Below are 23,727 nucleotides of genomic sequence, written 5' to 3' on the forward strand. Positions count from 1 at the left end.
CCTATCGGGACTCGGACTCGACCGCTGACACCGTGACGTCGCAGTCGCGAACGCAGTCCAGCAGATCGGCGAGTCCGGACCGGACCGTGCCGACCCGGACGAGCGCGGCGTCGCCCACCCCCGCGCCCTCGTGCGTGAAGACGACGAGCTCGCGGCGGTCCGGCGACCAGACGACGTCTCCCGCCCGGTAGTCGGCAACCGGCTCCGCTGAGGCGAGGGCCCCCGCCGCGGCGACGTCCTCGGCGACGAGCGCGGCGCCCATCCGGTCCTCGAACACCAGAGAGGCGGTGAGCCCGGCCGAGATCGAGCGCGCGGCGGGCGAGTCGTCGACCTCGACGGTGATCGCGGTCCCCTCGGCAGTGGTGAGCGGGACCGGAACGGCGAAGGCGAGAGCCGGAGCGAGCAGCGCGACGAGCCCCGCCTGGGCGAGAGCACCGAGGAGGACTCCCGGGCGGCGACGCGACGGCGCGCCCGTCGTGCGGCGGATCGGGGCGCCGTCGGTCTGGCGGTCGTCGGTCGTGCTCAGGGCGGGTCTCATCCGTGCCTCCGTGGTCGAATCGAGCCGATGACCGCGGTGGTCGACCTGTGCTGCCTCCGCGGTACGACCCAGCGAACCGCTCGGTGCCGGCCCCCGGGAGTCCCGTCGCTGACGCGCCCTCTCAGGGCGCCCCACTGCGGCCGAGGGGCGACCTACTGTTGCCGCATGGTCGATCGATCCGAGATCCGCGAGTTCCTGGTGTCGCGCCGCGCCCGCGTCGAGCCCGAGCAAGTCGGCCTCCCGCGCGGGACGGACCGGCGGGTGCCGGGCCTGCGCCGAGGCGAGGCCGCCGCACTGGCCGGCGTCAGCGTCGAGTACTACGCGCGCCTCGAGCGGGGAGCGATCGGCGGCGCCTCCGACGCGGTCCTCGACGGACTCGCCCGCGCGCTGCGGATGGACGCAGCCGAGCGCGAGCACCTCGGCAGACTCGCCCGCGGCGCCGGAGACGCACCGACGACCCGGAGCCGGGCGAGACCGACGCCCGCGTGGACCCCCTCGCCCAGCGTCCAGTGGATGCTCGACTCCGTCGGTACCGCCGCCGCCCTCATCGGGAACGGCCGCACCGATCTGCTCGCCGGGAACCGCCTCGGCCGCGCCCTGATGTCGGACCTGATCACCACCGCGACGACGCAGCCGCCGAACTTCGCCCGCTTCATCTTCCTCGAGCCCGCCTCCCGACTCTTCTACCCCGACTGGGACGGCGCCGCACGGATGAACGTCGCCCAGCTGCGCACCGAGGCCGGCCGCGACCCGCACAGCAAGGAGCTGCACGACCTCGTCGGCGAGCTCTCCACCCGCAGCGACCACTTCCGGCACCTCTGGGCCCGGCACGACGTCTGGCAGCACGACTCCGGCACCAAGCGCTACCACCACTCCGCCGTCGGCACGATGACGCTCCACTTCGACGGCCTCGACCTCGTCGGACACCCCGGGATCCAGCTCACCGTCCTCACCGCGGAGCCCGGCACCCCCGACCACGACGCACTCCAGCTCCTCGGCTCCCTCTTCACCACACCGGCGGAAACCGACCGCACGGTGGACACCAAGAGAAGGTGAAGAGCGGTTGCTCCGCACCTGTACCGAGGCGGAGGACAGGGGTCAGCAGGAGTGCGACTGCTCTCGCCGGAGGTGGGTTTCATTCGAGTGCGCCTGTTGCCGCCCAGCTGCTGAGGAGGGTGAGTCTGTCCGCGGTGTCGGAGCCGTCGTCTGCGGTGTAGGTGGTGATCGACAGCCCGTTCTCGCCAGGCATCTCGAACACGTCGTAGGTGAGGTCGAGGTGACCGACAGCGGGATGCCGGTAGATCTTCCGTCCGGTGCGGTGCTCGTGGACGTCGCGGTCGGCCCAATCGATCCGGAACTGCGGGCTTCGCGTGGCTAGCTCTCCGATGAGTGCTGTCAGTTCGGCGTTCAGGGGATCTCGACCTGCTTCGAACCGGAGCATCGCGGCAGTGAGGCTGCAGGCGAGGGACCAGTCCTCGTAGAAGTCTCGTGCTCGGGAGTCGAGGAAGATGAAGCGCGCCAGGTTGGGGTGCTCCGCTTCGAAGTGCGGGGCGAAGAGGGCGCGGCCGGCGAGGTTGGACGCGATGAGCGACTGGGCGGCGTCGATGACGACGGCAGGCACTGCCATGTTGTCGAGGACGCGCTGGACCGACTCGCGAACCGCGGGGGGCGAGGAGGCGTCGCCGTGCTGAGCCGCGAGGGTGAGTGGGGCTGTCCGAGCGAGATCGAACAGGTGCTCTCGTTCGACGTCGTCGAGGTGCAGGGCACGCGCAATCGCGTTCAGGATGCTGTCCGAGGCGCCTTCCAGCCCGCCGCGCTCGAGCCGGGTGTAGTAGTCCGGGCTGATTCCCGCGAGCATCGCGACTTCCTCGCGGCGCAGACCAGGAACGCGGCGTTCACCGCCGAGGACCGGGATCCCGGCGTCGGCCGGCGTGAGGTTGCCGCGGCGGGAGATGAGGAACTCCCGGATGTCGCTCTTCCGATTCATGATCGCTCCAAGCTAGGACGCCGAGGCGCCGAGGTCTGCAGGGGGGCACCTCGGCGCCTCGGGACGGTGGCGGCTAGAGGGTGAGGAGGACCTTCGTCGCGCGGCGCTCGTCCATGGCCTTGTAGCCCTCAGACGCCTGCTCGAGCGGAAGGGTGAGGTCGAAGACCTTGCCCGGGTCGATCGCGCGATCCCAGATCAGCTGAATCAGGTCCGGCAGGAACCGGCGGACAGGAGCCGGCCCGCCCTGGGTGTGGATGCCGGCCATGAAGAGGTCGATGCCGGGGAGCTGCACGCCGTAGTTCACGCCGACGAAGCCGAGGTGGCCGCCTCCGCGAGTGGCGCCGACGGCCTGCATGAAGGACTCCTGCGTGCCGACCGCTTCCACGACCGAGTGGGCTCCGAGGCCGCCGGTGAGCTCCTTGATCCGTGCCACTCCCTCGTCGCCGCGCTCCTCGACGATGTCGGTCGCTCCGTAGAACCGGGCGAGCTCCTGCCGGTCCTTGTGCCGCGACATGGCGATGATGCGCTCTGCACCGAGCTGCTTCGCGGCGAGGATCGCCATCAGTCCCACTGCTCCGTCGCCGACGACGGCCACCGTCTTACCGGGTCCGGCCTCGGCCGCGACCGCGGCGTACCAGCCGGTTCCGAGGACGTCGGAAGCGGCCAGCAGCGACGGGATGAGGTCCGCGTCCGGCTGGCCCGGGGTGGCGACGAGGGTCCCGTCGGCGTAGGGGATCCGAGCTTTCTCGGCCTGCGTGCCGATGGTCGCCGCCACGAACTCGGCGTGAACGCACTTGGACTGGAAGCCTGCCTGGCAGATCTCGCACGTGTTGTCGGAGATGACGAACGAGCCGACGACGAAGTCGCCCGGCTTCACGGTCTTCACGTCCGCACCGACCTCCTCGACGATGCCGACGTACTCGTGACCCATCGCCTGATGATCCGCCGGTTCCACACCGCGGTAGGGCCACAGGTCCGACCCGCAGATGCACGTGGCGGTGAGCTTCACGATGGCATCGGTCGGGTGGACGATCGTCGGGTCCTCCCGCTCCTCCACTCGGACATCGCCGGCGGTGTGCATGACCACTCCACGCATGGGTCTCCTCCTTGCTCTCGGCACCCGTGATGCCGTTGCGAACGATGGGCGTCCTCGCGACCCCACACGTTCATAGAACGACGACGCACCGCGGAAGTGGGAGACCCGATCCGGTCCCCCCAGCACCCCACAGCCCTCGAGAGCGCTCGTAGAGAGCCGAGCGCTCTGAGAGCAGATCCCAGGGCATGCGCGTCCGTTCAGCGATCTCCATATGGGACGCGTGCCGACGCGCGGATCCGGATGCCGTGCGACTCAGAGTGCTCTGTCGACGACGAGGGTCGTGACGGCGGTGTACTGCTGCTCGGTCCCCGCCGGGATCGCGCCCTGATCGGAAGAGGTGAGGGTCCGCTCCCCAATGAAGAGTCCTGTCGCAGGGTCGATGACGATCTCGGGGACGTCCGCGTCGGCGTCGAGGCTGAAAGCGATGCCAGTCCGTCCGTCGAGGACGGCGCTCCCGTCCGCGATGCGAATCCCCGGGATCATCGCCAGAGCACGGTAGAGCGTAGAGCGCTCGGCACCGGTCAACGTGCCGGACCGGAGAAGCTCCGCCGCGCCCGACAGTGCACCCGCATCGGTCCCATCGCCCCACGGGAGGCGGCGCAGCGCAGCCAGCGCCTCCCCGGGATCGGTCGGCAGCGACTCCTCGGCGACCTCGCCGCCGAGCTCGGCGGCGTGCACGAAGTCTCCCTCGGGATCCTTCGTGATCTGCACCACTCCACTCTGCACGGTCGAAGCCCAATCGCGCTCGGCGGCCGCTCGCGACGCCTCGCCGTAGAACGCGGTGGCCGGCTCGGCAGTGACCCGCTGCACCCAGTCGGTGCCGGCGTCGGCGGGAATGAACACCTCGGTGATGCTCGGGGAGAGGTAGGCGGTGTAGTCGCCATCGGCGTCGACCTCGTAGGCGAGGTAAGCGGCCTCCGTCGTGATCTTGAGGTACTGACCGGCACCGACGATCGGATCCTCGACGGTGATGGTCGCATCGGCCGCGCTCCGCAGCGCCTCGGATGCCTCCGCACTGCCCGCCCCCGGATCGAGAACGACGACCCCGAGAACCAGGGCGGCGGCGAGAGGAACGGCGACGAGCCCGGTGATCAGCGCGCCTCGCGCCCGAGCCGGCCTGGGTGCGGTGCTCTGCTCGACCGTCTCGACGAGGAGGCTGCGGAGAGCCGTGGTCTGGTCCTGTCCGGGGGATGTCATCGTCGTCCACTCGTTCCTGTCGGGCTGATCGCGCTGGTCGTGTTCGTCGGGAGGGAGGGTGCTCGCAGGCGAGCGGCGAGAGCCTTCTTCGCGCGGTGCAGCCGCGACTTGATAGTCCCCTGAGGCACGCCGAGCGCCTCCCCGGCCTCGGTCTCGCTCAAGCCCTCAATCACGCAAAGGGTGATCACGTCGCGATGGTGCGGCGCGAGGTTCCGAAGCGCAGCCACCGCGGGGCCCTCGTCGAGCAGCTCCTCCGGGCTGGCGAGCCCTTCCGATCGGGGAACCCGCTCGAGGAGGGCTCGGTACCGGCGAGCCGACCGGGAGACGTTACGCGAGGAGTGCGTCGCGGTCACCAGCAGCCACGGCAGCAGCGACCCCTTCACGAAGCGCACACTCGCGCGCTTCCGCCACGCCTCGAGGAACGTGATCCCCACCACGTCCTGCGCGTCATCGATGCTCGGCACGAGCGCGAGGCTGTGACGGAAGACCCGGGACTGGTGCCGGTCGAAGACGCGCGCGAACGCTTCGCCGTCTCCCGATCGGGCCGCGCGCCACTCATCGGCGTCGCTTGCGGGGATGCTCATACCTGAAGTGTCCGGGACCGCCAGGAAGGTTCCCCTCCATCGAGAATGACCCACAGAACGATCCCTTTACGGGACGGGTGGGTTGCAGGGCATCGCGCTGAAATCTGTTTGCGGCGTCAATCGCATAGCTCCTGAGTGGGGGCGCGATCTCGCCCGTGGATCTAGGTGTCGTTACGGGCGCCCTCTGGTTGCAATGACGACCTGAGAAGGGGCGTGCGGGGCGAGTTCCATCGCGCGGGATCCGCAGGAGCAGAGCAGATAGGTCAGCCACCCGTCGCTGACGACGTGAGAGGAGAGAGGGATCCAGGTGTGCTCATGCATGATGCGATGCTCGCGTAAGCCATCGGAGGCGTTCAACCATTACAGTCGCGGCATGTCCTTCGACCACCGGCACCAGGTCGGCCCCCGTCTGGCCGCCTCGCTCGTGAACGCCCGCTCTGACGACGCGATCGAGCCGCTGCTCCGCGAGCACGGCGTCCGTGAGCCCGCACTGACGTCCTTCGAGGGCGAGGAGCTGCGCGGGTGGGCACAGCGACTGCGCGCCGTCTTCACCACGCCCGACGTGCAGGAGCGCTGCGACGAGGTGAACGAGCTGCTCGCGACGGTGGCGGGGTCGCTCGTCGTCGCGACCCACGACGGCATGCCGCCACACCTGCACCTCGTGCCCGACGACAGCGACGTGGTGACGCGAGTGCGGTCGGTGACGACGGGCGGCCTGGCTTTCTTCCTCTCCTGGGCAGCCGGACGGCGGATGGGCGTCTGCGCGCGGGAGCACTGCGAGCAGGTCTTCATCGATGAGTCCCGAGCGGGCCGGCAGCGCTACTGCTCCGCGCGATGCGGGAACACCGACGCGGTCGCCCGGCACCGCCGCCGGTAGCAGCGCTCGGCGCACCCGCGCCTTTAGGAAGCGCACACCAGGCGTGCCCGATTGCTGCCACTCACCATCGGAACGGCGAAAGGAACCTCGATTGATCTCGGACGGCCATCCGCTCTTGAAGTGGGCACCACGTTGCTGAGAAAGTGCATCATTTTCCCGAGTCGTCCGCCGTGAATAGCCGCGAGCCCTCGCGAGTAGGGTCGCTTTCGTCCCGTCGAGGTCATTGATGAGTTCGATGCATGTGGGACGAGATGAGAGGAACACTGTGGTGAGTCGCACCGAAGAAATTGACACTCTTGCGAAGCTGTTGAAGGACTTCCAGTTCGCGATGCTGTCGACGATCGACCCGGGTCAGAACATCGTCGGTCATCCCATGACCGTGCAGGAGAGTGAGTTCGATGGGGATCTCTGGTTCATCATCGGCCTCGACTCCTCAGCGGTCGAGCATCTGCGAGCGATGAACAGGGTCGGGGTGACCTTCAGCTCGAACGACTCCTGGGTGTCCTTGGCGGGTACCGCGACCGTGGTCGATGACCACGCGAAACTCGAGGACCTCTGGAATTCGCGAGTGGAAGCATGGTTCCCCGACGGACCGACGGATCCGAACGTGGGCCTCGTCAAGTTCACCGCGGAGAGTGCCGAGTACTGGGACACCCCGGGCGGCAAGGTGTCCGCGCTCGTCTCGTTCGTGAAGTCCAAGGTGACCGGCGAGACGCTGCAGGCGGGCAACGAGAAGATCGACCTCTAAGAACCGCCATCAAGAAACGACACTGGTCTATTCGGTCCACACTCCCGTGGTTGCGGTGGCGTCGGCGTAGTCGCGGAAGTCGCGGGCGGGGCGGCCGAGCACTGAATCGATGTCCTCGGACGTGTGATCGAGCGCTCCGGTGCCGATCTGGTTGTAGAGAGCTGCGAGCATCTGCGCGAATTCCTCGGGCACACCCGTCGCCTGCTGCTCTTCGATGTAGGTGTCGGTGCTGATGGGTTCGTAGCGGATGCTTCGTCCTGTCGCGCGGGAGAGCTCGTCGGCGATGTCGTGGAAGGACAGGCTTCGAGGACCGGTGAGGTCGTAGGAGCGTCCGATCCGCGTCGTCTCGGTGAGTGCGGCCAGGGCGACCTCGGCTATGTCGTCTGCGTCGACGAACGCCTCCCTCCCGGATCCGGCCGGTAGTCGCAGGACTCCCTGACGAACGGAGTCGGTGAGGAAGTCCTCGCTGAAGTTCTGGTTGAACCAGCGAAGACGCAGGACCGTCAATGCGAGGCCCGCGTCGGTGAACTGCTGTTCCGTGGTCGCGACGACGTCCGTGTCCATTCCGCCGGTCTCGGGGAAGGACACCATGACCGCGGTTCTCACGCCCGCCGCGGAGGCTGCTCGCGCGAAGGAGCGGACCTGATCGACGGTGGAGGCGCTTCCCAGGTCCGGGAGGACGACGTAGACCGCGTCGATGTCTGCGAGTGCGGCCGGCCAGGTCGCGGTGTCGTCCCAGTCGAACGGGGTCGCGGCGCGTCTGGATCCTTCGCGGACGGTGTGGCCTGCTGCGCGCAGCAGGGGCACCAGGCGGCGGCCGGTCTTGCCGGTCACTCCGGTGACGAGGACTGTCGAGGTGGTCAAGATGATCTCCTTCGTAGCGTTCGTGAAGTGGTCAGGTTGGAAGGCGCGCGCCTGCCTGTCTCCAGTGGAGGTGGCGCGGCTGTCGGGTGGTCGTTCCGATCGCGGCGGCTCGGGATCAGTGCCCAGAGCGCTGGCAGGAGCAGGCATGCTCCGACGGAGTAGGCGAAGTCCTCGATGGGGGCCAGCCAGAGTCGGAGCCCGAGGATCAGATCGGGGTTGTAGACGACGATTCCTGCGGCGATGAGCACGTTGTCGAACACCGCGGTGTCCATGATGAGCACGACGAGGGCGATGGCGAGCGCTCGCCTGGAGGGGAGCGCTCGTCGACGGTGGATGCAGGCGAGCAGGAGCGCGGCGACGATGGGGAGGGAGAACACGGTGTTGAGCGCGAGATACGTCATGAGGCGGCTTGTTCGCGTCGCGAGATCCAGCCGAGGACGTTCAGGGTGACGTAGCACATCAGTGCCAGGAAGAAGGGTTCCTCCAGGGGGAGCTCGGGGGCGAGGAGGACACCGGTCATCACTGTCGTGGTGCCGCGGAAGAAGATGCCGAGTCCGATCCCGACGACATCCCAGACGAGGAAGAACGCTATTCCCAGGGCCATGACCCAGGTCGCTTTCGTCGGGTCGCGCCAGAAGGTCAAGGAGTACTTCCGATCGAGCACCACCTGCCCTGCCAGCGAGAACAGCAGCGCGCCGAGAGAGAGCAGACCCATTTCCGTCACCGTCTTTCTCGACTGGCTGTCGCCGTCCGGACGCTCGTCACGGGGTCAGAGTTTCGGAGCTGCTCCCGGTGCGGGTCGGCTCCTGCTGGTGATCGGTGACGACGTCGGACCCTGGGCCGTGACGGCGCAGCAGGACCCCGGTGGTGACGGCGCCGAGGGCGAGGACCACGGCGACGACGATCATGACGGCGGTGTAGCCGCCGTCGTACGCCTGTCCCGCTGCCTGCACGAGGGCGTCCCTGATCGCGGGGTTCTGCTCGGCGACGGTCAGAGCGCTGTCGATGCTGTCCCGGGCCGCCCCATCGGCCCCGTTCGGCAGCTGCAGAGTGGTCGTGAAGACGGCGGTCGCCAGGCTCCCCAGGAGGGCGACGGCGGTGAGGTTGCCGAACTCGTAGGAGACCTCCTCGATGGAGGACGCCATTCCCGCGCGACTCGCGGGCACGTTGCCGATGATCGCCGCAGACGCGACCGACATCGTCGCCCCCAGGCCCAGACCCGTCAGGACGAGTCCAGCGACGAAGATCGGCACCGCGGAATCGAACGAGACGACCGCGACAGTGACGCCGAGCAGCGCAGTTCCGAGGCCACCGCTGACCAGGGGCAGCAGGCCGGTGCGGTGGACGAACGCGCCGCCGAGGATCGAGGTCGGCAGGGAACCTGCCGCGATCGCCGCGACCATCAGTCCCGCCTCGAGTGGAGTGAATCCCTCTACGAGCTGGAATCGCTGCGTGGTGACGAGCTGGACGCCGGCGACCGTGAACATCGCGAACCCTGCGGCGAGCGTGCCCGCGAGGAACGCCGGGTTGCGGAAGATGCTGAACACCAGGAGCGGATACGGGAGGACGGCCTGGCGTCGCACGAACAGCACCGCGCCGACGATCGCGATGGTCAGGGCGACCACGATCACCCACACGGAGCTGTCGACTTTCGCGGTCTCCTTGATGGTGATGACCAGAGCGACCAGAGCGACCAGCGCCAGCACCGAGGAGAGCAGATCCCACTTCTTCGTCGGATCCGCGTCGTTGTGCGGAGCGAGGAGGACCGTCGCGATGAACGCTGCGATGACGACGGGCACGTTGACCAGGAACACGGACCCCCAGGAGAACTGCGAGAGCAGCAGACCACTGAGAATCGGCCCGAGGGAACTTCCCACGACGGCCATGCTGCCCCACACCCCGATGCCGATGTTCCGCTCTCGCTCGTCCTCGAAGGTCAACCGGATGAGGGCCAGCGTCGCCGGCATCATCGCCGCCGCACCGACGGCGAGAACGGCGCGTGAGGCGATCAGGAACTCCGGAGTCGGAGAGAACGCGGCGGCGAGCGAAGCGGCGCCGAAGACGACCAGACCGATGAGGAACATGCGACGGTGCCCGACACGATCCCCTAGCGTCCCCGCCCCCAGCAGGAGACCGGCCATGACGACCGGGTACGCGTTGATGATCCACAGACTCTCGGAGCTGGTCGCGCCGAGCTCGTCCACCAGCGTCGGGAGCGCGGTGTAGAGGATCGAGTTGTCGAGGCTGATCAACAGCAGCCCTGCCGCCACGGTGGCGAGAACAGCCCAGCGCTTGCGTGAATTCAATGTCCCACCTCGGTTCCTGGAAGCGCGCGCTTCGTTCACAACCTTACCGTACAAAAGGTATAGTTTGAGGTGTGGGTGTGACCGACACGTCACGGAGAGAGCGGAACAGCATGAGAGAGAGCAAGCGCACGCAGATCCTGGATGCCGCTGCGCGCGTCGTTCAGCGCGACGGTGTCGGCAGCGTCACCTATGACACGGTCGCCGCGGAAGCCGGCCTGACCAAGGGCGGCCTCGTCTACCATTTCCCCTCCCGCGAGGCGCTGATCCTCGCCGTGCACCAGCGCCTCGCCGACGAGTGGGAGGCGAGCATGGCTGCCGCGATCGACGTCGGCGCCGACGAGGCCACCGAGACGCAGAAGCTGCAGGGTTACGCCCGTGCGGCGACGCAGAGCTCGACCCGTGCGGAGCTGCTGATGATGCTCGAGGGCGCGACGACGGCCGAGCACGCCGCCCCTTGGAACGCGGTTCTCGAGCGGTGGACTCCCGCGCCACCCGCAGCGGACGCCGACGAGCGGACGCTCGAGCGCTTCATCACGCGCCTGGCCGCAGACGGGTTGTGGGCGTACGAATCCCTGGCGGACCGGCCTCTGGACCCCGTCGTTCGCGGCCGCCTCGCGGACCTGCTCGCCGCGCGCTTCGCCGACTCCGACACCGGACGGGATGCCTTCGATGAGTGACCCCGCTCGCCTCCCCTGGATCAGCCGCATCTTCATCATCGCCGCGATCCTGGAGGCGTTCACCTGGGCGGGCCTGCTCGTGGGCATGCTCCTGAAGTACGTCACCAAGACCACCGACGTCGGAGTCAGCATCTTCGGCGCCCTGCACGGCGGCATGTTCCTCGTCTACGCGGCCGTCGCCATCATCACCGCGATCACCCTGCGATGGACCTGGCGGCTTACCGCCATCGCCCTGATCGCCGCTGTTCCCCCGCTCGTGACCATCCCGCTGGAGCTGGCGCTTCGGCGAACCGGACGTCTCGCTCCGCGAGCAACTCCGCAGGCGAGCAGCACGAACACCCCGCAGGTCACCTCTCGAGAGGACCACCGGAGCATCCGATGACCAACGCCGGCCCCCCGCAACACAGCCCCTACCTCCCCTTCGACCCGACCGTCGCTCTCTACAGCAGCTCGCTGGGCAGCTTCACCCCGTACGAGTTCAGCGACTTCCGCACCGAGGAGGAGTCCTGGAAGCGCACCGCCTACCTCCATGCAGGCCTGAACCCGCCGATGCCCCACCGCCTCACCGGACCTGACGCTCTCCGCCTGCTCCGGGACGCGTGCATCAACGACTTCACCCGCTTCTCGATCGGCGCGTCCAAGCAGGCCGTGCTCTGCAACACCGCCGGCCGGATCATGGCCGACGGCACCGTTCTGCGAGTGGGCGAGCAGGAGTACATCAGCTACTTCCTCACGCCCTACCTCGACTACCTCATTGCCTCCGGCCGCTACGACGTCACCGGCACCGACCTCACCGGACAGGTGTTCCTCCACCAAGTCGGCGGACCCCGCTCCCTCGACGTCATCGAAGCCGCGACCGGCGAGGACTTCTCCGACCTGCCCTTCATCTGGCACCGACCCGCGACCATCCCCCACCCCGAAACCGGCGTCCTCCTGCAGGTTCGGATCTACCGGCTGGGCGTCGCCGGCACTCTCGCCTACGAGGTGCACGGCGACGCCTCGGATGCCCCAGCCGTCTACCAGGCGCTCCACGACGCCGGCCGCCCGCTCGGGATCGTGAAGCTCGGGCTGCGCGCCTACGGGATGAACCACACCGAGAACGGATTCGCCCAGTCGTTCCTCCACTTCCTCCCGGCCTGGACCGATGACCCCGACTTCCTCGACTGGATGGGCGTCACCGCGAACACCGCCTTCTCCTCACTTCCCGGCAGCGCCGGCACCGACCCGTCCAAGCGGTACGCGACTCCCCTCGAGCTCGGCTGGGGTCACCTCATCACCTACGACCACGACTTCACCGGCCGGGCCGCCCTCGAGAACACATCAGCGCAGCGCACACCCGTCACCCTCATCTGGAACCCGGACGACGTCACCGACGTCTTCGCCTCCCAGTTCCGGTCGGGCCACGAGCATCCCTTCATGGACCTCGCAGCGAACCCGATCTGGACCGGAGACAACAGCGTCGTCCACACCGACGACGTGCTCCTCGACGGCGAGCTCGTCGGGACCAGCAGCGGCCGCATCTTCAGCAGCAGCTACCACTCGATGATCTCCCTCGCCCTCCTCGACGTCCGCCACACCACCCTCGGAACTCAGCTCGACATCGTGTGGGGCGACCCAGGCACGCGACAGAAGCAGATCCGCGCAACCGTCGCCCGCTACCCAATGCTCGACCTCCCCCGCAACAAGGACATCGACACCACCGGCTGAGAAGCGTTCCGATCAGCCGTCCCTCTACGGAACGGTCCTACGCCGGCCGATGACGACCGCAGAGCTCACCGACTCAGCCAGGCGATGATCCGGTCAGCTGTGCGTCGCGCGCTCGGCAGTGACGGATCGTCGAGGTGCCCGTGAATGGTCCCCGGCTCCACGACCGATTCCACATCGACGCCGGCCGAGGCGAGTTCGGTGGCGAAGGCTTCTCCGGAGGCGCGGACGGTGTCGATGTCGCAGTCGATGATCAGCGTCGGCGGGAGTCCGGTGAGGTCGTGTCCGCCGGGGAAGGCGTAGGGGTCGTGGAGGACGTCGGGCGCGTTGCCGACGTAGTTGAGGGTGATGAGGTCGACCACGTCAGGGGTGAGCGGTATCCCCGCGGTCGGTGGCATCTGCTCGAGTCGGGTGGCGAGCTCGGGAGAGGCTTCGGGGAGGGAATGGTGCAGGAGGGGGCAGACGAGGACGAGGCGTGAGGGTGCGGTGGCGCCCTGGTCGCGCAGGCGGACGGCTGCTCCGGCGGTGAGTGCGCCGCCGGCGCTGGCGCCGCCCAGCGCCCAGCCCTGAGGGCTGAGGGGGCGCAGCGCGTCGTCGGCCCAGGCGAGGACGGTGTCGACTTCGTGACTGGCCACGGGGAAGTACGACTCACCTCGCCCAGGCTCGGCGCCGAGGTCGAGCGCCCATTGCGGGACGGGGGCGAGGCGGTAGTCGACGGCGACGACGGCGATGCCGGCTTCGGCGAGCCGGGCGGCTGTGGTGTCGCTCTCGGCAGTGTCGAGGCCCCCGTAGACGAACGCTCCGCCGTGGCACCACACGAGTCCGATCGGCTCGGGGAGGGGCGTCGTGGGGAGGTACAGGCGCACGGGGATGTCACCGTGCGGGCCGGGGATGCTGCGCTCCTCGGTCCGGAAGGCGGGTTCGGGGGTGCCGTGGGTGGTGGTCGCGGTCTGGCGGTCGGCGGTCATCGGGTGGCCGCCTCATCGCGGGTGCCGGCGTGCAGGAGCTGCTCCTCGACGGAGAATTCGCTGCGGCTGCGGCTGCGGTGGCGGAAGGTGAACCAGAGCAGGGTGACGGAGAGCGCGGTGATCACGGCGAGGCCGGCGTAGAAGAGCTGTCCGTTCGCGAGGAGCAGGGAGGGGGTCACGACCTGCACGAGGACGGGGATCAGTCGGGCGATGGCCATGATCGTGCCCTGTGCGGTGCTGCGCAGCTGGGTGGGGAAGGACTCCTGCATCCAGACTTTCAGGAGCGTCTCGAAGGCGAAGCACATGCCGATGTTGCTCAGCAGGGTCCCGGCGATGAGGGTGGGCAGGCTGAAGCCGAGGATCGCGACGAGGGCGTAGCCGGCGGTCATCATCACGGCGCCGACGGCGAAGTAGGTCATTCGCCAGCGGGTGTCGACGACGCGCATGAACCAGAGCGTCGCGCCGATCGCGAGGACAGAGATTCCCAGGAGCACGGCCGAGAACAGGGCGACGTCGACGCCGGCGAGGTTGACGGCGATGAAGGCGCCGAAGCCGCCCAGGGTGCCGGCGCCGATCGCGAGCAGTGAGTAGGAGACGGCGAGGACCAGGAACGGGACGAGGTAGGAGCCGCGGAAGAGGTCGCGGACGCGGGTGCGGTCGGCGGTGATCGTGCTGATGCCGCGGGTCTGCAGCCAGAGGGTGGACTCGGGGATCAGCAGGCGCAGGACCAGCACGATGACGGCGATGACGGCGATCTGGCCGAAGAGGATCTGCCCGGCGATGAGACCGAGGTTGCCGACGGCCGTGGAAATCGCGAGGGTGACGAGGATCCCCGCGGTCCAGAGCACGTGCGAGAAGACGACCGCGCCGCCGCGGTTGCGCTCGGTAGCGGCTTCGGAGATGGTCGCGAGCGAGACGGGCAGGTCCGCTCCGATCCCGGTGCCCATGATGATGTTCCCGGCGATGAGCAGCGGGAAAGATGCGCCGAAGGTCAGCATCGTGGCGCCGACGATGATCAGGACCATCGTGACGGTGAAGACGCGGCGGCGCCCGAATCGGTCACCGAGCCTGCCGCCGATCGCGGAACCGAGTCCGACGAACAGGGTCAGCGCGGCGATGAGGATGCCGAACTGGTCGGCCGTGATACCGAGCTCGGTCTGGAAGATCGCGAGCGCGAGGCCGGTGGACACGAGTCCGGCGGCGTCGAGGTAGGAGGCGAGGCCGCAGACGACCGCGACGAATTTCAGGGACGGCTCGCGGCGAGCCGGCTTTGCTGGCATGGGATCTCCTTTGATCGGGGGTGTCGGGGAGGGGTTAGCGGAGTCGGTCGGTGAGGTAGGCCTCGGCGATGCTGAGGTGTCCCTGGCTGCCGAGGGAGTTCTTCGCGAACTGCGGGTAGGCGTGGTTCGCGAGCGGGATCGGCACGGTCGTCACGTCCACTCCGAGGGCGCGGGCGGAGTCCGCCCAGGCGAACTGATCGGCCGGATCGATCAGGTCATCGCGCATCGGGGTCATCACGAGGGTCTGCGGGACGGCGGCTGAGAGGTAGGTGGCGGCGTTCACCGCGGCGTACCGCTCCGGGAACTCCTCGGGCGTGCCGCCGGTGTAGCTGGTCGCGAAGTCGCGGGTGCTGATCCCGGCGACGTCGAAGGTGTTCTCGTAGACGCTGGTCACGTCCACCGCGGGGAAGTCGGCGACGATCACGGCCGGCACCGGGACGGTGCCGCCGCACGAGGACACCGCGGTGCCCTGCGCTGCGGCGCTGGCGACGTTGATGACGAGGTTGCCGCCGGCGCTCTCGCCCCAGAACGCAAGGCGGTCGAGGTCCGCGCCGAGAGCAGCCGCGTTCGACTGGATCCACGTAGCGGCGCAGGCGACCTCCGAGGGCGCGGACTGCCACGTCGCGTTCTCCGCCGTGGCGAGTTCGTACTCGACGGACACGACGAGGTAGCCGTGATCGGCGAGGGTGCGCAGCTCGGAGCTCAGCGTGTCGGGCTCCCCGGAGATCCAGCCGCCGCCGTGCACGAACATGATCGTCGGAGCCGCGCCGGTATCGGCGGAGGGTTCGTAGAGGGACAGGGCCAGGTCCTCCCCCGAGCTCGACGTCGTGTACGCCTCGGTCCGGTCGGGGGTCGCTGCGCCCATCGCCGAGAGCCCGAACGTCGCCGTCGCGACGTTCACTGTGCCTCCGGCGGAGGCGACGGCGGCGACCATGACCACGACAGCGGTGATGTGGGTTGCGGCGCCGATCCCACCGAGAACCGCCGCCGCGGCGCCGGTGCGCCGAAGGCCTCGGCGGAAGGCGAGGACCCCGACGACGAGGGCGATGACGCCCAGCATCGCCAGCACCGGGGCGATCGTCGGCGCCAGCAGCGCCGCTGTCATGCTCAGCAGCCCGACCCCCGGGACCAGCGTCGCGAGGCCGACCACAGCAGCCGCCACACCCAGCAGGAGCGCGAGAACAAGAACCACCGACCAGAGCGCTTTCGCGAGCCCTCCTCGACCGTGATCCGGTGCTGCTCTCGTCGCTTCGGCCATCTGTCGTCGTTCCTCCAAGTCGTCGAGCACGTCAAAGGAGCGAGGTGACCGATTCGGTCAACTGTAGATCGAATCGGTCAAAGCTGTAAAGTGGGGAGGTGGGCCGCATCCGGATGACGAAAAACGAGATCGACGTCGAGATCCTCGACGTCGCCGCCGGCCTGCTCGCCAGCCAGGGGATCAAAGGCACCTCGATGCAAACCCTCGCGGCCGCGACCGGCTACTCGAAGGCCGCGATGTTCGCCCGCTTCGAGTCCAAGGAGCGCCTGATCAGCCGCGCTATCAGCCAGTGCGTCGCGCTGGGTGAACGGGCCCTCGCCGCCGTCGACTCTGTGGAGGAAGGGCCCGAGAGGGACCGCCGAGCCGTCGAGGAGCTGGCCGCGATCGGGCTCGAGCGTCCCGGGTTCATGGCGCTCGTCATCGCCGCGGTCACGACCATCCACGATCAGACCCTCGACGCGCTCCTGCTCCCCATCGGCGACTCCCTCTTCCGGATGTTCGGACTGCCCACCCCGCCCGCGCCGATGAACGTCGACCGCGGCCTCGCCGTCGCGGCGACCCTCGGCGGCCTCTCAGTCCTCGTCCTCAACTACCGCGCCTTCACGGACGAGGCGACCGCCCTCGCCAGGATCGCGCAGATCGCCGGCGCGCCTCTCGGCGTCCACTCGGCAACCTTTTGAAACTGCCGCGTTCCTTTGCGATAACCACTCCCCCCTGCCGGACACCTGCAAAGGGCTAGGGTCAGTAGGGCCAGCCCGAACCCCGCTGGCGGGGACAGGTCGCTGGCTTTCCGCTGGCGGCCTGTCGTCAATCGAGCAGGTTGAATCCCAAACACTGCCTGACTGGGACGTAGCCTCGTCGCTTTGGCACCTCGGACTCATTCTGCCTTGAATGTCATTCTCCGCGCGTGTTAGCGGCCTGCAACGATCGTTGGATGCAGCAGATGACTCATGCTTCTGCGACGTTCACAGTGACCGATGACCTGCGAGTGATCGGAATGGACGAGGACGTTAGGCGGAGGAGTCGCCGGTGCTTGAGGTCGCGCGGTCGAGTTCGGCCTCGGTGAGAATGACCAGCCCGCGATCGTTGTGGGAGGTCTCGAGCATGGCGACGACCCACGCCTTGTTGATGACGGGGGGCCGGCTGCCGGAGAAGCGGAACTGCAGAGGAATCGACGGCGCGATCCACAGCGAGGCACGTCCGGAGCCCTGCTCGACGCCGATCGGCCAGGAAAGCAGGAAGCTCTCCTGCCGACGGAGTTTCGCGGTCAAGGCGAGTTTCACGTGCGCGAGTGTGCGGTCGTCCATCTCGTAGACGGTCCCGGGTCCGTCGATCAGCTGTCCCACGCCTGCAGTTTTCCACATGCCGTACTCGACGGATGCCGACGGGTCAGCGAGGTCGCCCGCCGACACCCCGCTCCGTAACGTGGTAGTGCCGGCTCACGTTGCGACGCCCCGGCATGAACGGGGAACCATGCTGCAAGTCACGATGGCGGACAAGACCTATCTCCTCGCTGCGGAGGCGACGATGGAGCAGACGAAACAGGCTGTTCTCGACGCCGTTCGCGCCGCACCCGCCTTCCTCTCCCTGCGCACGGTTCTGGACGCTCAGGTCGAAGTGCTGGTCACGCCAGCGAGCACGGTGGTCCTCGAGCAGCACGACGACGCCCCACTGCTGCCCGCGACTTCACGTGATGGTTTCGCTGAGAACGAGTACGAAGACTTGTACGGGCTGGACTACGTCTAGGCGGGCGCCTCAAGCCGTCACTCACGTCTAGGCACTCCGTCCCGATGACTGCGCCAAGAACCTCGTCGAACTCGTAAGGCGTCGCATGCAGCCGGCACGTCCGTCCTGGAGCGAGGAAATGACCGACATTCCGCCGCTCGATTTTCTTGACTTCGCGGATGCCACGGACCTCGAGTCGGCGCAGCAAGATCCCTTCGGCTGACGAGCGCAGCGAACAGCGACACCGAGGACGCCGGACCCGAAGAACGGCGGCGTGAGGCGGGGCAGCTGCCCCCTGGGCGCGTCCTCTCGCCTTCGTTGGCGGCGCGCTCGTTGTCCTCGTCCGCGACTGACAGGAACCACCGCCCGCCCGCCGATCGCTACTCGGGCCGGCATTCAGCATGGGTGCTGACCTGATTCGTCCCCTGAGTGGGGGTGTCGCGCATACTCGCCATGAGGAGAGCGGAGCAGGTCGCTCTGTCACGATGACCGAATGCTCACTCGCCGGTCGGGTCAGCGGTGACCGACGACGACGCCGCTGAGCTCTGCGCTCTCATCTCGCGCGTCGCGGACGGCGATCATCGCGCTTTTGCGCGGTTCTACGACCTCACCATCAGAGATGTACTCACGGTCGTCGTTTCTGTCCTGCGCGATCGCTCTCTCGCACAGGAGGTGACTCAGGAGGTCTACCTCGAGGTGTGGCGTCAGGCGCGGCGCCTCGACCCTGCTCGAGCTCCGCACCACCTGCTGCGGCAGATGGCGAAACGGCGCGCGATCGATCGCATCCGTTCGGTGCAGTCCGATCGCGTACGTGATCACGAGTACGCCCTGCGAAGCCAGGAGTCGCCGTACGACCAGCCGGCGGAGAACAGCGAGATCCGCCTCTCCTATGCCCCGGTCGCGGAGGCGATCCGGCAACTCCCCCGCATCCATCACGACGTCCTCTTCCTCGCCTACGTCCGCGGATACAGCCACACCCAAATCGCGGAAGAACTGCAGCTCCCCCTCGGCACAGTCAAATCGCGCCTGCGCGACACCCTCCACCGGTTGCGCCGCCAGAATCCCGGCCACGGCGACGGCCCCTGCGTGCCGTGCCGTCCACACACAACGGGCGGAGCCTAGGGGCGTGCTCGTGTTCGAGGAACCACCCAAGACCTCTTCGTCGCGGGGAGGTCCGGGGACCGTAGGTTCCTGGCATGGCCGGTTCTGACCGCGAGGTGCGTCTCGCTGAGGTGTTCGTCGCTCTCGCGCGATCGCTCGAGCCCGACCACGACGTCATCGACACGATGGACGTCCTCGTCCAGGCCGCGACGCTGTTCACGTCCGCCGGGGACGCGGGCATCGTCCTCGCCGACGAGAACGGGACGCTGCACGTGCTCGCGTCCACGAGCGAGCGGGCGGCCGACGTCGAGGAGGAGCAGCTCGGCGTTCGGGAGGGACCGTGCCTGGAGTCCTTCCGCACCGGCGAGCCCGTCGATCTCCCGGACCTCGCGGACACGGAGCAGTGGCCGGCATTCACCCGCGTCGCCCTGGAACAAGGCTTCCGCTCCGCGCATGCCACTCCCCTGCGCCTGGGCAGCCGCACGCTCGGCGCCCTGAATGTCTTCTCCGAGAGCAGCGGGTCCCTCAGCGACGGAGAGATCGCCCTCCTGCAGGCGTTCACCGACGTCGCGGCCCTCGCGCTCGTGCACAGCGAGAACCTTCAGCAGCAGAACGACCTCGCCGCCCAGCTGCGGCACGCCCTCGACTCGCGCGCGCTCATCGAGCAGGCCAAGGGCGTCATCGCCGAGCGCAACAGCATCAGCATCGACCGCGCCTTCACCCTCATCCGCGCTCACGCCCACGCGAACAGCGCTCGTCTGCACGACGTCGCCCACCGCATCGTCACCCCCACGACCAGCCTCTGACCCTCTATCCGGCCCGGCCGATACCGGCTGGCCCCTCGTCAGCCGTCGCGCCCGCTCGGTCGCGTCAGTGACCGAAGGAGCGCAACCCCCTCGCTCCACCGCCGGGCTCGACGTAGCGTCTATTACCCCGCATCCCGGTCCCTGGTGTCGGAACACTTCTCGTGCTCGGACTAGAGGATCTGATGAACACCTTTTTCTACGCCGGTATCGCCGCCCTCATCGAGGACGCGACCGCCACTGCCGTCATGGACTACTCCAGCGCTCTCGCCCGGCAGGGGCGGGTCGACACCGTCACGCTCCTGGATCACGCCTCGCCGGCGGAGCAGGCCCACGTGCTCGTGACACTCGGCGCAGGAGTTCCCCTTGCCGTGCGAAGCGCAGCGGATTCCTCGCTGGCCACGACGAGTGAGGATCTTCGGCAGCGTCTGGATGCTCTGCGCGCACCGGCCGTCGCGCCGTCGGACACCGATCCCCGGATCATCGACGATCGGGACGTTGACTTCTCCTGGCCCGACATCGAGCCCACGGTCACGAGTTACTCCGGCGATTGAACCGTGGTCGATAGCGACCGGAGCCGCAGGGATACGCGAGTCAGACGGTCTCGTCCTCGTCGTGGTTCTGGGCGTCGTAGTCGTTGGTGATGATCGTGAGCGCCGTGTACGGGGTGATGAGGATCTGAGCCGTGTTCGCCCGACCCTCCCCGTAGTTGACGGTGAGCCACTGCGGGGTCGAAGCAGCAAGAGCCGCGTCGACCTCCGCACGAAACTCCTCGACAGTGCGATTGCTCACGGTGTGCGCGACACCGTTGTAGATCAGGTCGATGCGCTTCACAGATGCTCACCGTGGGAGGCCGGGCGGACGGAGTCCGTGGGCTCGGCCGTGACGTAGAGGCCGCCAGCGGAGTTCGCGAGATCGGTCAGCGCGCCGATCCACGCCGGGTTGATACGGGGCATCCGCCCGCCGAAGTACTTGTAGCGCAGGGCGTGGGAGGGGTGGAGCCAGATGGCGCTGCGGCCGTCGCCCATGCTGTGGTCGTCGCGCCAGCTGAGCAGGAACGATTCGTTGCGGCGCAGCTTCGCCGTGATCACGATCTGCAGGTGCGCGAGCACGCGATCCTCGAAGTCGATTTCGGTCGATCCGTCGTAGAACAGCTTTCCCATCGGCGTCTCCAGCCCTCATCATCGGCGGCAGGCGCGCCTTCCCACTGCATCTTCCCGTTCGGTCCAGTGACCATTTCGGGGGAAAGAGAATCGCCGGAACTCCTGGTAGCGACTCGTGTGCACCACGGTAGTTGCAGTGGCCCGCAGTCGCCATCACCCGCCTTGGACCAGCCCTGCATGGGCAGGCAAGCCCTACTTGCGCGCGGACTGCTCGGCAGCGATTGACCGTCGAGCGGCTTCCGCCTGATGGCGATAGAGCGTTGCCCGGCTCCACCCGACGAGACGAGCAGCGTCCTCTGCGGTGCGGCCGCGTCCGCGTGCGTCCGCAGCGATGGCCAGCTTCTCGGCTACCACCACCGGGTCCGACAGAGCCCGCGCCCGTCCGCGCGGACCTCGACCGCGTCCGCACCACCCGCTGACCGTCACCACTGACTGGAGGAGCATCCCGACACGAAGCCCCGTCAAAGCACCGCCACGAAAGAATGGCGAAATGATCGACGTCGACCTCGCACTGAGCCGCTTCGTGGGCGGAGTCGACGCAGAGGGGCTCCGCGCCCTGGGCGTCGTCGTACGGGTCGGTGATCAGCAGAAACAACACCGCTGGCGCAACGACGACCGCACGAACATCTACTCGGTCTCCAAGGGCGTGTCGGTCCTGGCCGCTGGACTCGCCTTCGATGAGGGACTGCTGACCCCTGACTCGCGGGTCGGACAGCTGCTACCAGCCGCCTCCCTCGGCGCGGACGTCGACGGAGTGACGATCGAGCACCTGCTGTCGATGACCAGCGGTATCGACTTCCCGTGGTTCGAGGGCGACCCCTGGCCGGAAGCCGACCTCGCACACGCCGTGCTCAGCACGCCTTCCCGCGGGCCCGGCCTCGTCTTCCAGTACTCCGACGCCAGCACGTACGTCGCGATGCGGATGCTGGGCGCGATCGTCGGCGACGTCCGGGACTGGCTGATCCCCAGGCTGTTCACACCGCTGGGCATCGACGATCCCGAGTGGCACCGCTGCCCGCACGGATGGATCATCGCCGGCAGCGGCCTCGAACTACGAACGGAGGAGTTGGCCCGCGTCGGCCGGCTCCTCCGCGACCGCGGGATGTGGAACGGCCGACAGTTGATCAGTGCACAACGGATCGACCGCATGCACAGTTCGTGGATCGACACGGGCGGCCCCGCTCCATTCACGCGCTACGGCTCAGCGGGCTGGGACGGACCGCGTGACTGCTGGCGACTCGACGGTGCGCGCGGACAGTACGTCGTCGTAGACGCTGCACGCGACGCCGTCATCACCATCACCGCCGACGAGCCAGAACGCGACCACCGGCTCGCTGAACTCGCCGCGGACGCCCTCCTCGGATGACGACGCCGGAGGGGCACGGGCGCCCGGCGGCTCCCTGCACGATCACCGTTTCGGTGGACGATCCCCAGACGGACGCAGGCCGCGCAACGAGCAGAGATACTCTTCACGGATGTCGTCCCCGTCCATCCCCCGCGAAACCGTCGATGCTGCCGAGGATCGATTGCTGGACGCGATGCGCGCAAGCGACGTCGATGCGCTTGGTCGACTGCTCGCACCCGAGTTGATCTTCACGACACCCGAAGGCTCGATCATCAGCCGGGACGACGATCTCGGAGCACATTCGTCGGGCACGACGAAGTTCGAGTCGATTGCTGAAATCAGTCGCAGCACGCTGGCCGTCGCCGGCGGCGCCCGGACCAGGTCCGTCGTGGACGTCGTTGTGATCGACCACGGCAAGCGGATCGAGGCTCGGCTTCACTACGTCCGCGCATGGCAGCGAATCGCCGGGCGCTGGATGGTCGTCTCCGGAAGCGCAACACTCGCACCCGCACCGAACGCCTGATCGTTCCGCTGAAAGATCCCCATAAGGCACGACTGCCGGGACCCTGCAACCCTTTGATGAAGCATCACGGACGCGGAGTGCGCCTGGAGGATTGATGCGCGATGTCCGTTCAGTCGTCGGTCGGCCGCTCATTCCAGACGCCGGCTCAGGGGGTGAGCTCGTCCTCGACCTTGTTCTGGAGGCCGCGGGCCTGTCCTTCGATGCGGCGCAGGCGGCGGAGGTACTGGTCCTTGTCGGAGATGCAGCCGTGGGTGCCGGCGGTTCCGTCGTGCTCGGTGGTCTGCTCGGTCACGGTGCCCTCCTCCCCCTGGTGCCCGGTGCAGCTCGACCGCCGCCGGCGTGCGGCGGGCGGGTGCGGAGGGGGTTCTCAGCAGCTCCGGCTGCTTTCTGAATACTCTAGGGGGGTATGCCCGGGTGTCCCTTTCGGATGCCCGTGAAGGTGTGATGTGCGGTTTCGGGGGTGTGGATCATGAGCGACAGCGTCGCTTCCAGGCTGTCCACGCCGCTGACGCGCGCGGTTGTCGTGGTCCTGACGGTGGCGGCGCTGCTGCTGGGAGTGTCCGCGATGCACTCCATGATGGGCAGCCACTCCGACGCCTCCCTGTCCGCGGGACACACGCATGCGGAGTCGGGGCACGCCGACACGGTGGCCGCCTCGACCGGCGGAACGGCACTCGCGGCCGGCACCGATCACGGCGCGGTCGTACCGATGGTGCCGTGTGATGACAGTTGCGCGATGGGGTGCGCTCTGATGGCCGCGACCTGCGTCCTCGTCTTCTTCCTCGCGTCCCTGATCCTCCTGGCCCGGGTTCCGGCGATGTTCGCTCGGGTGCTCGACGCCGGTCCGCGCCTGCTGCGCCTGGTGCCGCGCGCGAAGTTCCACGTGTATCTGCCGTCGTTGACGGTCTTGTCGATCAGTCGCACCTGATTCGCCCCGTCGTCGCAGCCTCCGCTGCGACCTCATCACCGCGCCCGAAGGGCGC

At 68.1% G+C, this 23,727-nt stretch carries 30 protein-coding genes and 1 pseudogene; 14 read left to right on the top strand and 17 right to left on the bottom strand.

Annotation, left to right across the window (positions count from 1 at the left end):
- Window position 1 precedes the first annotated feature (1 nt).
- On the bottom strand, window positions 2–538 hold the full coding sequence (locus EDF22_RS08725) for a cyclophilin-like fold protein (protein ID WP_123704050.1): 537 nt from the start codon (window positions 536–538) through the stop codon (window positions 2–4).
- Window positions 539–703: 165 nt separating this feature from the next.
- Here EDF22_RS08725 and EDF22_RS08730 point away from each other — a divergent pair, with 165 nt between their 5' ends.
- A complete protein-coding gene (locus tag EDF22_RS08730) occupies window positions 704–1,594 on the top strand; it encodes a helix-turn-helix transcriptional regulator (protein ID WP_123704052.1) in 891 nt (296 codons plus the stop codon).
- Between the two features lie 79 nt (window positions 1,595–1,673).
- Here the strand turns inward: EDF22_RS08730 and EDF22_RS08735 are convergent, their stop codons facing one another.
- The 4 genes from EDF22_RS08735 to EDF22_RS08750 all read right to left on the bottom strand — a co-directional run bounded on the left by EDF22_RS08735 (window position 1,674) and on the right by EDF22_RS08750 (window position 5,402).
- The gene (locus EDF22_RS08735) at window positions 1,674–2,525 is read right to left on the bottom strand and encodes a helix-turn-helix transcriptional regulator (RefSeq protein WP_123704054.1); all 852 of its coding nucleotides are present in this window, start codon (window positions 2,523–2,525) and stop codon (window positions 1,674–1,676) included.
- Window positions 2,526–2,598: 73 nt separating this feature from the next.
- On the bottom strand, window positions 2,599–3,621 hold the full coding sequence (locus EDF22_RS08740; RefSeq protein ID WP_221180897.1) for a zinc-dependent alcohol dehydrogenase family protein: 1,023 nt from the start codon (window positions 3,619–3,621) through the stop codon (window positions 2,599–2,601).
- A 252-nt stretch (window positions 3,622–3,873) separates the two neighbouring features.
- Window positions 3,874–4,818: a hypothetical protein gene (locus EDF22_RS08745; protein ID WP_123704056.1), complete on the bottom strand. Its 945-nt coding sequence runs from the start codon at window positions 4,816–4,818 to the stop codon at window positions 3,874–3,876.
- A complete protein-coding gene (locus tag EDF22_RS08750; RefSeq protein WP_123704058.1) occupies window positions 4,815–5,402 on the bottom strand; it encodes an RNA polymerase sigma factor in 588 nt (195 codons plus the stop codon). Before EDF22_RS08750 ends, EDF22_RS08745 begins: the two co-directional genes overlap by 4 nt.
- Before the next feature lie 373 nt (window positions 5,403–5,775).
- Between EDF22_RS08750 and EDF22_RS08755 the strand changes: the two genes are divergently transcribed.
- Both EDF22_RS08755 and EDF22_RS08760 read left to right on the top strand, forming a co-directional pair.
- Window positions 5,776–6,279, top strand: a complete 504-nt coding sequence (locus tag EDF22_RS08755; RefSeq protein WP_123704060.1) for a CGNR zinc finger domain-containing protein — start codon at window positions 5,776–5,778, stop codon at window positions 6,277–6,279.
- 268 nt (window positions 6,280–6,547) lie between these two features.
- On the top strand, window positions 6,548–7,027 hold the full coding sequence (locus EDF22_RS08760; RefSeq protein WP_243839940.1) for a pyridoxamine 5'-phosphate oxidase family protein: 480 nt from the start codon (window positions 6,548–6,550) through the stop codon (window positions 7,025–7,027).
- A gap of 27 nt (window positions 7,028–7,054) precedes the next feature.
- On the opposite strand, the gene EDF22_RS08765 is transcribed toward EDF22_RS08760, so the two are convergent.
- The 4 genes from EDF22_RS08765 to EDF22_RS08780 are packed head-to-tail and all read right to left on the bottom strand — an operon-like array spanning window position 7,055 to window position 10,197.
- Window positions 7,055–7,891, bottom strand: coding sequence for an NmrA family NAD(P)-binding protein (locus EDF22_RS08765; RefSeq protein ID WP_123704064.1), 837 nt, complete (start codon window positions 7,889–7,891; stop codon window positions 7,055–7,057).
- On the bottom strand, window positions 7,888–8,292 hold the full coding sequence (locus tag EDF22_RS08770) for a lycopene cyclase domain-containing protein (protein WP_123704066.1): 405 nt from the start codon (window positions 8,290–8,292) through the stop codon (window positions 7,888–7,890). The genes EDF22_RS08765 and EDF22_RS08770 overlap by 4 nt, the downstream gene beginning before the upstream one ends.
- Window positions 8,289–8,606, bottom strand: coding sequence for a lycopene cyclase domain-containing protein (locus EDF22_RS08775; protein ID WP_123704836.1), 318 nt, complete (start codon window positions 8,604–8,606; stop codon window positions 8,289–8,291). Before EDF22_RS08775 ends, EDF22_RS08770 begins: the two co-directional genes overlap by 4 nt.
- 46 nt (window positions 8,607–8,652) lie before the next feature.
- Entirely contained in the window at window positions 8,653–10,197 is a 1,545-nt protein-coding gene (locus tag EDF22_RS08780) for an MFS transporter (protein ID WP_123704068.1), read from the bottom strand.
- Window positions 10,198–10,274: 77 nt separating this feature from the next.
- Here EDF22_RS08780 and EDF22_RS08785 point away from each other — a divergent pair, with 77 nt between their 5' ends.
- From EDF22_RS08785 to EDF22_RS08795, 3 genes are read left to right on the top strand one after another with little or no spacing between them, the layout of a single operon-like run.
- Entirely contained in the window at window positions 10,275–10,874 is a 600-nt protein-coding gene (locus EDF22_RS08785) for a TetR/AcrR family transcriptional regulator (protein WP_260303360.1), read from the top strand.
- Window positions 10,867–11,256: a DUF3817 domain-containing protein gene (locus tag EDF22_RS08790; RefSeq protein ID WP_185038831.1), complete on the top strand. Its 390-nt coding sequence runs from the start codon at window positions 10,867–10,869 to the stop codon at window positions 11,254–11,256. The genes EDF22_RS08785 and EDF22_RS08790 overlap by 8 nt, the downstream gene beginning before the upstream one ends.
- Window positions 11,253–12,581, top strand: coding sequence for an aminomethyltransferase family protein (locus EDF22_RS08795; protein WP_123704072.1), 1,329 nt, complete (start codon window positions 11,253–11,255; stop codon window positions 12,579–12,581). Before EDF22_RS08790 ends, EDF22_RS08795 begins: the two co-directional genes overlap by 4 nt.
- Window positions 12,582–12,646: 65 nt before the next feature.
- On the opposite strand, the gene EDF22_RS08800 is transcribed toward EDF22_RS08795, so the two are convergent.
- The 3 genes from EDF22_RS08800 to EDF22_RS08810 are packed head-to-tail and all read right to left on the bottom strand — an operon-like array spanning window position 12,647 to window position 16,018.
- On the bottom strand, window positions 12,647–13,546 hold the full coding sequence (locus tag EDF22_RS08800) for an alpha/beta hydrolase (protein ID WP_123704074.1): 900 nt from the start codon (window positions 13,544–13,546) through the stop codon (window positions 12,647–12,649).
- Window positions 13,543–14,826, bottom strand: coding sequence for an MFS transporter (locus EDF22_RS08805; protein ID WP_123704076.1), 1,284 nt, complete (start codon window positions 14,824–14,826; stop codon window positions 13,543–13,545). The genes EDF22_RS08800 and EDF22_RS08805 overlap by 4 nt, the downstream gene beginning before the upstream one ends.
- Window positions 14,827–14,860: 34 nt before the next feature.
- On the bottom strand, window positions 14,861–16,018 hold the full coding sequence (locus EDF22_RS08810; protein ID WP_148059165.1) for an alpha/beta hydrolase: 1,158 nt from the start codon (window positions 16,016–16,018) through the stop codon (window positions 14,861–14,863).
- A 179-nt stretch (window positions 16,019–16,197) separates the two neighbouring features.
- Here EDF22_RS08810 and EDF22_RS08815 point away from each other — a divergent pair, with 179 nt between their 5' ends.
- Window positions 16,198–16,764: a TetR/AcrR family transcriptional regulator gene (locus EDF22_RS08815; protein ID WP_148059166.1), complete on the top strand. Its 567-nt coding sequence runs from the start codon at window positions 16,198–16,200 to the stop codon at window positions 16,762–16,764.
- A gap of 330 nt (window positions 16,765–17,094) precedes the next feature.
- Here the strand turns inward: EDF22_RS08815 and EDF22_RS08820 are convergent, their stop codons facing one another.
- The gene (locus EDF22_RS08820; RefSeq protein WP_123704082.1) at window positions 17,095–17,430 is read right to left on the bottom strand and encodes a hypothetical protein; all 336 of its coding nucleotides are present in this window, start codon (window positions 17,428–17,430) and stop codon (window positions 17,095–17,097) included.
- A gap of 127 nt (window positions 17,431–17,557) precedes the next feature.
- Here EDF22_RS08820 and EDF22_RS08825 point away from each other — a divergent pair, with 127 nt between their 5' ends.
- From EDF22_RS08825 to EDF22_RS08840, 4 genes are all read left to right on the top strand, one after another.
- Window positions 17,558–17,830 carry a hypothetical protein gene (locus tag EDF22_RS08825; protein WP_123704084.1) on the top strand — a complete coding sequence of 91 codons (273 nt, stop codon included), beginning with the start codon at window positions 17,558–17,560 and terminating at the stop codon, window positions 17,828–17,830.
- 498 nt (window positions 17,831–18,328) lie between these two features.
- Window positions 18,329–18,931, top strand: a complete 603-nt coding sequence (locus EDF22_RS08830; protein WP_123704086.1) for a sigma-70 family RNA polymerase sigma factor — start codon at window positions 18,329–18,331, stop codon at window positions 18,929–18,931.
- Between the two features lie 74 nt (window positions 18,932–19,005).
- Window positions 19,006–19,716 (top strand): GAF and ANTAR domain-containing protein, encoded by a 711-nt coding sequence (locus EDF22_RS08835; RefSeq protein ID WP_123704088.1) that lies wholly within the window; start codon window positions 19,006–19,008, stop codon window positions 19,714–19,716.
- Window positions 19,717–19,898: 182 nt separating this feature from the next.
- A complete protein-coding gene (locus tag EDF22_RS08840) occupies window positions 19,899–20,267 on the top strand; it encodes a hypothetical protein (RefSeq protein WP_133962452.1) in 369 nt (122 codons plus the stop codon).
- A gap of 40 nt (window positions 20,268–20,307) precedes the next feature.
- On the opposite strand, the gene EDF22_RS08845 is transcribed toward EDF22_RS08840, so the two are convergent.
- From EDF22_RS08845 to EDF22_RS21275, 3 genes and pseudogenes are all read right to left on the bottom strand, one after another.
- Window positions 20,308–20,547 (bottom strand): hypothetical protein, encoded by a 240-nt coding sequence (locus tag EDF22_RS08845; RefSeq protein WP_123704092.1) that lies wholly within the window; start codon window positions 20,545–20,547, stop codon window positions 20,308–20,310.
- Window positions 20,544–20,876: an ATP-dependent DNA ligase gene (locus EDF22_RS08850; protein ID WP_123704094.1), complete on the bottom strand. Its 333-nt coding sequence runs from the start codon at window positions 20,874–20,876 to the stop codon at window positions 20,544–20,546. The genes EDF22_RS08845 and EDF22_RS08850 overlap by 4 nt, the downstream gene beginning before the upstream one ends.
- Window positions 20,877–21,068: 192 nt before the next feature.
- Window positions 21,069–21,251: pseudogene (locus tag EDF22_RS21275) on the bottom strand (recombinase family protein); the annotation flags it as partial.
- 115 nt (window positions 21,252–21,366) lie between these two features.
- Here EDF22_RS21275 and EDF22_RS08860 point away from each other — a divergent pair.
- Both EDF22_RS08860 and EDF22_RS08865 read left to right on the top strand, forming a co-directional pair.
- A complete protein-coding gene (locus EDF22_RS08860) occupies window positions 21,367–22,242 on the top strand; it encodes a serine hydrolase (protein WP_123704096.1) in 876 nt (291 codons plus the stop codon).
- A 109-nt stretch (window positions 22,243–22,351) separates the two neighbouring features.
- Window positions 22,352–22,744, top strand: coding sequence for a nuclear transport factor 2 family protein (locus EDF22_RS08865; RefSeq protein ID WP_123704098.1), 393 nt, complete (start codon window positions 22,352–22,354; stop codon window positions 22,742–22,744).
- A 145-nt stretch (window positions 22,745–22,889) separates the two neighbouring features.
- Here EDF22_RS08865 and EDF22_RS08870 read toward each other — a convergent pair whose 3' ends face one another.
- A complete protein-coding gene (locus EDF22_RS08870; RefSeq protein WP_123704100.1) occupies window positions 22,890–23,036 on the bottom strand; it encodes a metal-sensing transcriptional repressor in 147 nt (48 codons plus the stop codon).
- Window positions 23,037–23,213: 177 nt separating this feature from the next.
- Here EDF22_RS08870 and EDF22_RS08875 point away from each other — a divergent pair, with 177 nt between their 5' ends.
- The gene (locus EDF22_RS08875) at window positions 23,214–23,672 is read left to right on the top strand and encodes a hypothetical protein (RefSeq protein ID WP_148059167.1); all 459 of its coding nucleotides are present in this window, start codon (window positions 23,214–23,216) and stop codon (window positions 23,670–23,672) included.
- The last annotated feature ends 55 nt before the right edge of the window (window positions 23,673–23,727 follow it).

Source organism: Rathayibacter sp. PhB127 (assembly GCF_003751665.1).
In the GTDB taxonomy this organism is placed as follows: domain Bacteria; phylum Actinomycetota; class Actinomycetes; order Actinomycetales; family Microbacteriaceae; genus Rathayibacter; species Rathayibacter festucae.